At 68.4% G+C, this 7114-nt stretch carries 7 protein-coding genes; 3 read left to right on the top strand and 4 right to left on the bottom strand.

Annotation, left to right across the window (positions count from 1 at the left end; genetic code table 11):
* Window positions 1-117: 117 nt before the first annotated feature.
* Together MRY84_RS13630 and MRY84_RS13625 are read right to left on the bottom strand one after the other, a co-directional pair.
* Window positions 118-462 (bottom strand): antibiotic biosynthesis monooxygenase, encoded by a 345-nt coding sequence (locus MRY84_RS13630; RefSeq protein ID WP_291506257.1) that lies wholly within the window; start codon window positions 460-462, stop codon window positions 118-120.
* Window positions 459-803, bottom strand: coding sequence for an NIPSNAP family protein (locus tag MRY84_RS13625; RefSeq protein ID WP_291506256.1), 345 nt, complete (start codon window positions 801-803; stop codon window positions 459-461). The genes MRY84_RS13630 and MRY84_RS13625 overlap by 4 nt, the downstream gene beginning before the upstream one ends.
* A gap of 81 nt (window positions 804-884) precedes the next feature.
* On the opposite strand from MRY84_RS13625, the gene MRY84_RS13620 reads away from it, so the two are divergent.
* A complete protein-coding gene (locus MRY84_RS13620; RefSeq protein ID WP_291506255.1) occupies window positions 885-1589 on the top strand; it encodes a winged helix-turn-helix domain-containing protein in 705 nt (234 codons plus the stop codon).
* A 149-nt stretch (window positions 1590-1738) separates the two neighbouring features.
* Here MRY84_RS13620 and MRY84_RS13615 read toward each other — a convergent pair whose 3' ends face one another.
* Together MRY84_RS13615 and MRY84_RS13610 are read right to left on the bottom strand one after the other, a co-directional pair.
* Window positions 1739-3325 carry an ABC transporter substrate-binding protein gene (locus MRY84_RS13615; protein WP_291506254.1) on the bottom strand — a complete coding sequence of 529 codons (1587 nt, stop codon included), beginning with the start codon at window positions 3323-3325 and terminating at the stop codon, window positions 1739-1741.
* 197 nt (window positions 3326-3522) lie between these two features.
* Window positions 3523-4053, bottom strand: coding sequence for a BON domain-containing protein (locus tag MRY84_RS13610; protein WP_291506253.1), 531 nt, complete (start codon window positions 4051-4053; stop codon window positions 3523-3525).
* 221 nt (window positions 4054-4274) lie between these two features.
* Here MRY84_RS13610 and MRY84_RS13605 point away from each other — a divergent pair, with 221 nt between their 5' ends.
* Both MRY84_RS13605 and MRY84_RS13600 read left to right on the top strand, forming a co-directional pair.
* Window positions 4275-5336, top strand: a complete 1062-nt coding sequence (locus MRY84_RS13605; RefSeq protein WP_291506252.1) for a ligase-associated DNA damage response exonuclease — start codon at window positions 4275-4277, stop codon at window positions 5334-5336.
* Complete coding sequence (locus MRY84_RS13600) at window positions 5333-7021, top strand: ATP-dependent DNA ligase (RefSeq protein ID WP_291506251.1); 1689 nt, start codon at window positions 5333-5335, stop codon at window positions 7019-7021. Before MRY84_RS13605 ends, MRY84_RS13600 begins: the two co-directional genes overlap by 4 nt.
* The last annotated feature ends 93 nt before the right edge of the window (window positions 7022-7114 follow it).

The raw sequence follows: 7114 nt of genomic DNA, 5'->3' as shown, positions 1-7114 counted from the left end.
CGCGGCGTTGCCAAGCCTCGCTGGGGCCGCACCCCAGCTTCGTTTGGCGCCTAGCGCCTGGCCCTTGGGCGTCGCAACGCATCTGGCAAAAATAGTGTGAACAGGCCCTCGCCGCTGTCAACCATGCACGCCACGCGAATCTGCGGGCGCCTGCTCGCGATCGTGCATGCCGTAGTCGCGCACCACGGCCGCAACCCGCAGGCGGTAGTTGGCAAAGATGCCACCGCGCCCGGCCTGCTGGGTGCTGCGGTGGGCGTCCATCTGCCGCCACCGGGCCACGGCCGCTTCGTCGCGCCAGAACGAGAGGGACAGCAGCTTGCCCGGCTCGCTCAGGCTCTCGAACCGCTCGATGGAGATGAACCCATCGATCTGCTCCAGCAAGGGCCGCAGCGCGGCCGCGGCGCCGAGGTAGGCGTCCTGCTGGCCGGGCGCGGGCTGCACCTCGAAGATGACGGCCATCATGCGCGGGCCTCCTGCGGGTGCGCGGGCAGGCCCAGCGTTCCCTCCACGCCCTGCGTGAACGTGCGTTCCTCGCGCAGGATGAAGCGCTTTTCCTGCGCCATGGCGAAGTTGGCGCGGCCCTCGGGGTCGGTGCGCAAGCGGGCGCGGTAGGTCTCGTAGGCGGCCAGCGACTCGAAGCCAATGAGCCCCCAGGCCTCGTAGTTGCTGCCCTCGTGCGGCAGGAAGTAGCCCAGCAGGTGGCCGCCGCAGCGCGGGATGATCTGGCCCCAGCGGCGCGCGTACTCAGCGAACAGCTCGCGCTGGAAGGGGTCGATTTCGTAGCGGATGAAACAGGTGATCATGGCAAAGGCCTGAGGCATGGATAAACAAGGCCTCCACGATAGGCGCTTGACGGGCAGGAATGGTTCGCCCAACATCGAACCATGAAAGACGGACCCCACATCGCGCGCATCGCCGCGCTCATCGGCGACCCCGGGCGCGCCGAAGTACTGACGGCCCTGATGGCCGATCGCGCCCTCACCGCCACCGAGCTGGCCGAGATTGCCGGCGTGACCAAGCAGACCATCAGCACCCACCTGGCCAAGCTGCAGGACGCCGGCCTGCTGGCCATGGAACAGCAAGGCCGCCACCGCTACTTCCGGCTGGCGGACCGCGACGTCGCCCACCTGCTGGAGTCGCTGATGAACGTCGCGTTCCGCGCGGGCGCCGTGCGGCTTCGCTCCAGCCCGCGCGAGCCGGCCCTGCGCCGTGCGCGCATGTGCTACGACCACTTGGCGGGCGAGGTGGGCGTGCAGTTTTACGAATCGCTGCTGCGGCAGGGCCTGGTGCGAGCCACGCCCACCGGCGTCGAAATCACGCCCTCCGGCGCACAGTGGTTTGCCCAGGTGGGCATCGACACTTCCGCGCTCGCGCAGCAGCGGCGCATGCTGTGCCGCCCGTGTCTGGACTGGAGCGAACGCCGCCACCACCTGGGCGGCGCGCTGGGCGCGGCGCTGCTGCAGCGCCTGTTCGAGGGCGGATGGGCGCACCGCCCGGCGGGTTCGCGGGTCGTGCAGTTCACGCCCAAGGGGGAGCTCGCACTGCGCGAGTGGCTGGCGGGACATCATGCCCAGCATGCGCCCCGCTGAAGGCTGACCCGGTCACCGCAGCCCCAGCGATGGGCGCGGCCTCAGACCAGAACCGCCGTGCAAAGCTGCCAAGCCGCGAATGACGGCGCTGTGCCTGCCTGCACTGGCGAAGTCCCCTGGCGGAAAGGCGCGCAGCGATTCAGGGGGCTTCAGTTCACCTTGATCAGCCGCCAGTCGATCCGGTTGTCCGGCCGCTGCACCAGGTCCACGTTTTTCTTCATGGCCCAGGCCAGCATCTGGTTGTGCAGGGGGATGTGGGCGATGGTGTCGTTCTGCAGCTGCAGCGCCTCGGTGAGCAAGCGGTTGCGCACGGGCAGGTCGGTCTCGGTCTTCACGCGGTCGACGATGTAGTCCATGCGTTCGTTGCTGTAGCGGCCCAGGTTGTAGTTGCCGTCGGCGCCCGTGGTCTTGGTGCGGGTGAGCGACTGCAGCGTGTACAGCGCGTCAAACGTGGGCACGCCCCAGCTCAGCAGCGCGATACTGGCCTCGTGGCGCTGGGCCATGGGGTAGTAGCTCACGGCGGGCATCGTGCGCAGCTTGGCCTTGACGCCGATGCGCGACCACATGGAGGTGATGGCCTGGCACAGCTCCTCATCCTGGATGATGGCGTTGTTGCTGCAGGCGAAGTCCACCTCGAAGCCGTCCTTGTAGCCCGCCTCGGCCAGCAGGGCCTTGGCGGCGGCGGCGTCATAGGGCAGGCGCTTGTCCACGCCTTCGGTCCAGCCGTTGACCTGGGGCGGCACGATGGCCCCGGTGGGCTTGGACATGCCGCGCATGGTCACGCGCTGCAGCGTGGCGCTGTCGATGGCCTGGTACAGCGCCTTGCGCACGCGCAGGTCCTTGAGCGGGTTCTTGCCCTTGACGCTGCTGCCGGGCAGCTCGTCGCGGAACTGGTCCAGGGCCAGATACACGGTGCGGTTCTCCACCATCTCCAACACCTTGAGCTGGGGGTTGGCCTTGAGGCGTCCCAGGTCCTGGATGCTGGTGTCGCGCACCATGTCCACTTCGCCCGAGAGCAGCGCGGCGATGCGCGTGGCTTCGGACTTGATGGGGGTGTAGGTGATTTCGGTGACGTTGCCTTCGACCTTGCCGGCATTCCACCAATGGGGATTGGTGGCGAACACGAGCTTCTGGTCGGGCACCCATTCCTTGAGCACGAAGGGGCCGGTGCCCATGGCGTTGCGGTGCGAGAAGGTCTCGTCCTTGGCCTTGATGTCCTTGGGCTCCACGGAGTTGTTCTTCTCGGCCCAGGCCTTGCTCATCACGCGCAGCTCGGTCAGCTGGTTGAGCAGTACGGGGTTCGGGTTCTTCAGAAAGATGTCGATGGTCTCGCCATCCACCTTGGCGATGCGGTCCATGCCTTGGGTGTAGATGGCGTACGTGGAGGTCTTGCTCATCGCGCGCTGCAGCGAATAGACCACGTCGTCCGCCGTCATGGTCGAGCCATCGCTGAACTTCACGCCCTGGCGCAGCTTGAAGCGCATCTGCGTGGGGCTGACCTGCTGCCACGATGTGGCCAGCACCGGTTCCACTTTCAGCGTCCGGCTGTTGAACATCACGAGCGACTCGTACACCGCCGCGTGGATGCCGTTGCCCAGGGCACTGTTCTGCGAGTGGATGTCCATGGTCTGGATGTCGCTGGAGCCTGCCCACTTGAACGGTTTTGCCGTTACCGTGGACGACGCTGCCGCCAGGGCCAGGGTCGTGGCCGCCAGCAGGGAGAACTTGAATGGCATGGGGTACTCCTTCGTGAATGGAAGAATGAGGAACCGGCAATATGCAGCAGGACGCCGGCCAGCCCAAGCCCCGCCAGGCCGTGTGTGGTGCCCAGGATCCAGATGCCGCCGGGGCGATTGCGCCACCGTGGCGGCTGCGATAGGCGCGGACCGCCCCGCGCGGCCACGTGCGCCGAACGGCTGGCCAGCAGCGCGGGCTACGGCGCGGCCAGCGGATACCGCGCAGCGCTGCGGTCCGTGCCCACCTGCAGCAGGTTGATGACGCCCATCACGTCGTCCACCAGCCACACGGCTTTCTCCAGCGCGTCGGACTGCGCCTGCGACTGCACGCAGCCTTTGAGGGTGACCAGCCGCCGTTCGCCCAGCACCCACACGCTGGTGTCGTCAAAGCGGCCTTCTTCGCGGATATAGCGCTGCACGCGGGGGATGATCTCGGCGTCGTACAGGTACGAGTTGGGCAGCCGGCAACGCCCCACGCGGTAGCAGCTGCCGCCGTGCTGCGAGCGCACATGGGCCAGGTCGCGCACCTCGGCCTCGGTGTACAGCGGACCTTCGGGCACGGGGCAAGCCGGGATGGCCGAGGTGACCTGCACGAAGGGATCGTTGAAAGCGTTGGTGCGGGGCACTGCGGCGGCGCCTTGTTGCGCCAGCCCGCAAACCGGCGCCGCTACTGCCAGCCAGGCAACCAACGCCCTCACCACGCCGTGCCGCAAAGATCGATTTTTCATCGGTGCTGGACTCCTGATGAGGATGGGTACGGGCGCACTGCAGGACGCGGTTTTTGCCTGCAAGGCCCCGGCTCGCCCGGCGCCATGATGGCAAGACTTCTCGCCTGGGCACAAGCCTCGACGCGCAGACGCTCCTTTTTTTATAGCTGCCTGCGCTTGCATTGCAGGCGCCAAGGCCCTTTTTTAATCATAATTTGCCGGCACCTCCGTCGATCCGCGCCATGCCCAGCGACCTCATCGTCCACCGCCCCGAGGGCCCGTACTGCCCATCTGGCGACTTCTACATCGACCCCTGGAGGCCAGTGGAGCGGGCCGTGATCACGCACGCGCATTCGGACCATGCGCGCATGGGCTCGGCCCACTACCTGGCGCACACCGACAGCGCGGGTACGCTGCGCAACCGCCTCGGCACAGATATCGCCCTGCAGACCCTGGACTATGGCAAGACCATCGATCACCAGGGCGTGAAGCTGTCGCTGCACCCGGCCGGGCACGTGCTGGGCTCGGCCCAGGTGCGCATGGAGCACGGCGGCCAGGTGTGGGTGGCCTCGGGCGACTACAAGCTGGAAGACGACGGCACCTGCCCGCCGTTCGAGCCGGTGCGCTGCCACACCTTCATCACCGAATCCACCTTCGGCCTGCCCATCTACCGCTGGCCGCCGCAACCTGCCTTGTTTGCCGACATCAACGCCTGGTGGGCCGCCAACGCGGCGGCGGGCAAGGCCAGCGTGCTGTATGCGTATGCCTTTGGGAAGGCGCAGCGGCTGCTGCACGGGGTGGACGCCGGCATCGGGCCCATCGTGGTGCACGGCGCGGTGGAGCCGCTGAACGCCGTGTACCGCGCCGCAGGCGTTGCGCTGCCGACCACCCACCGCGTGACCGACCCGCAGATCACCAAGGCAGACCTGCGCCGTGCGCTGGTGATCGCCCCACCCTCGGCCGCGGGCACACCGTGGCTCAAGCGCTTTGGCGAACATTCCGACGCGTTTGCCAGCGGCTGGATGCTGGTGCGCGGCGCACGCCGACGCCGGGGGGTGGACCGGGGCTTTGTGATGAGCGACCACGCCGACTGGCCCGGCCTGCAAAAGGCCATCGGAGCCACAGCAGCTGAACGCGTCATCGTCACGCACGGCAGCACGGAAGTGATGGTGCGCTGGCTGTGCGAGCAAGGCCTGGACGCCCAGGTATTTGCCACGGAATACGGCGCGGATGACAACGAGGACGACGCAGGTTCAGCGCCCGAAGAGCCGGGCAGCGCACCCGCACCCGAGGCAGCGCCATGAAGCAGTTCGCCGCCCTCTTCCACGCGCTCGATGCCACCACCGCCCAGTCGGCCAAGCTGGCCGCGCTGGTGGCCTACCTGCGGGTGGCAGCCCCCGGCGATGCGGCCTGGGCCGTGTACTTCCTGGCTGGCGGCAAGCCGCGGCAGATGGTGCCCACCAAGCGCCTGAAAACCCTGGCGCAAGAGGCCGCCGGGCTGCCCGAGTGGCTGTTCGATGAATGCTATGAGGCCGTGGGCGACCTGGCCGAAACCCTGGCGCTGCTGCTGCCCCCGCCCACCGAGCCCGCGGACCTGCCGCTGGCGGAATGGATGGCGCTGCTGCTGCCACTGCGCGCGCTGCCCGCCGACGAGGCCGACGCCCGCCTGCGTGGGCAGTGGGCCATGCTGGCGCCCGAGCAGCGCTTCGTCTATTTCAAGCTCATCACCGGCAATTTCCGAGTGGGGGTGTCGCGCCTGCAGGTCACGCAGGCGCTGGCCGCCGTGAGTGGGGTAGAACCCAAGCGCATCGCGCACCGGCTGATGGGCTACACCCAGATCGGCCGCCAGCCGCAGGCCGCCGACTACGCCGCGCTGGTGGCGCCTGCCGAAGGCACGGAAGGCCGCCCGGACAACAGCGCGGCCGGGCATCCTTACCCCTTCTTTCTGGCCCACCCGTTCAACCAGCCGGCGGCCGAGATGCCCGCGCTGCTCGGGCCGGTGCAGGACTGGCTGGTGGAGTGGAAATGGGACGGCATCCGCGCGCAGATCGTGCGGCGGGCGCGGGCAGCCTGGGTGTGGTCGCGCGGCGAGGAACTGGTGACCGACCGCTTTCCCGAACTGGCCGAGGCCGCAATGGCCCAACTACCCGACGGCACGGTGGTCGATGGCGAGATCCTGGTCTGGCTGCCCGAAGAGCCCGGCCCCCGCCCCTTCGCCGATCTGCAAAAGCGCCTGGGGCGCAAGACCCTGGGCCCCAAACTGCTGCGCGAACTGCCCGTGGTGCTGGTGTGCTATGACCTGCTGGAGCATGCAGGACAGGATTTGCGCCAGCAGCCGCAGCATGCGCGGCGCGCCCTGCTCGAGGCAGTGCTGCAGCCGAACCCTGGCGCCATCGTCGCGACGCCCGAAGGCGCCCTGCGCCTGAGCCCCCTGCTGCACGGCCCCGACTGGCAAGACCTCGCCCGCCAGCGCGAAGCCGCCCGCAGCCTGGGCACCGAGGGCTTCATGCTCAAGCACCGCGATGCGCACTACGGCGTGGGCCGCACCAAGGACGTGGGCGTGTGGTGGAAGTGGAAGATTGATCCCATGAGCGTGGACGCCGTGCTCATCTACGCCCAGCGCGGCCATGGGCGGCGCGCGAGCCTGTATACCGACTACACCTTTGCCGTGTGGAGCGGTCCGCCCGAGGACCCCGACCGGCAGCTGGTGCCATTCGCCAAGGCCTACTCGGGCCTCACCGATGCGGAGATCGCGCAGGTGGACGCCATCATCCGCAAGACCACGCGCGAGAGCTTCGGGCCTGTGCGCAGCGTGGAGGCCACGCAGGTCTTCGAGCTGGGCTTTGAAGGCATTGCGCGCAGCCCGCGCCACAAGAGCGGCATTGCGGTGCGTTTCCCCCGCATGCTGCGTTGGCGCCAGGACAAGCCCGTGGCCGAGGCCGACACGCTGCAGACGCTGGCGATGCTGCTGCCGGAGTCTGCGCGGTGAGCACATCCCGCGCCCCCGCCGCGCGCTCGGCAACTGCCACGGCCAAGGCAAAGGTCGAAGCCCTCGCCACCGACGCACCGAGCGGCCCCGCGG

Source organism: Acidovorax sp., from assembly GCF_022763525.1.
Taxonomy (GTDB): domain Bacteria; phylum Pseudomonadota; class Gammaproteobacteria; order Burkholderiales; family Burkholderiaceae_C; genus Acidovorax.
This window is presented reverse-complemented; position numbering and strand designations above follow the sequence as displayed.

Excerpts from the sequence above, each read along its gene's own strand:
- MRY84_RS13620 (WP_291506255.1), top strand. The coding sequence starts at position 885 with ATGAAAGACGGACCCCACATCGCGCGCATCGCCGCGCTCATCGGCGAC.
- MRY84_RS13605 (WP_291506252.1), top strand. The coding sequence starts at position 4,275 with ATGCCCAGCGACCTCATCGTCCACCGCCCCGAGGGCCCGTACTGCCCA.
- MRY84_RS13610 (WP_291506253.1), bottom strand. The coding sequence starts at position 4,053 with ATGAAAAATCGATCTTTGCGGCACGGCGTGGTGAGGGCGTTGGTTGCC.
- MRY84_RS13625 (WP_291506256.1), bottom strand. The coding sequence starts at position 803 with ATGATCACCTGTTTCATCCGCTACGAAATCGACCCCTTCCAGCGCGAG.
- MRY84_RS13600 (WP_291506251.1), top strand. The coding sequence starts at position 5,333 with ATGAAGCAGTTCGCCGCCCTCTTCCACGCGCTCGATGCCACCACCGCC.
- MRY84_RS13615 (WP_291506254.1), bottom strand. The coding sequence starts at position 3,325 with ATGCCATTCAAGTTCTCCCTGCTGGCGGCCACGACCCTGGCCCTGGCG.
- MRY84_RS13630 (WP_291506257.1), bottom strand. The coding sequence starts at position 462 with ATGATGGCCGTCATCTTCGAGGTGCAGCCCGCGCCCGGCCAGCAGGAC.